At 58.5% G+C, this 234-nt stretch carries 1 protein-coding gene; it reads left to right on the forward strand.

All coding sequences use genetic code 11. The features are described from left to right. Window positions 1–234: hypothetical protein (locus tag AC0L3B_RS40410; protein ID WP_473383697.1), on the forward strand; the 234-nt coding region annotated here is incomplete at both ends.

The following is a 234-nucleotide window of genomic DNA, read 5'->3' on the forward strand; positions in this document are numbered from 1 at the left end:
TCCAAATACACTTACAGGGCGTTGACTCGCTCGGCTGAGCGCGAGTCCATCAACATCGAGGCGGTGGGCATGCCGGCCATTGCTGCGCTGTCCAGCTGGAAGGCGCTGTGCATCAACGAAGCGCTCAACGTGGCGACGTATTACGCGGTGACGTGCAAACGCAACCTTTCAAATTTTGCAGGCCTGCGCGATCCGAACAGCCGCCTCGGGCGTTTTTTCACCGAAATGTTCGGC

The organism is Bradyrhizobium sp. Kon56, from assembly GCF_055807635.1.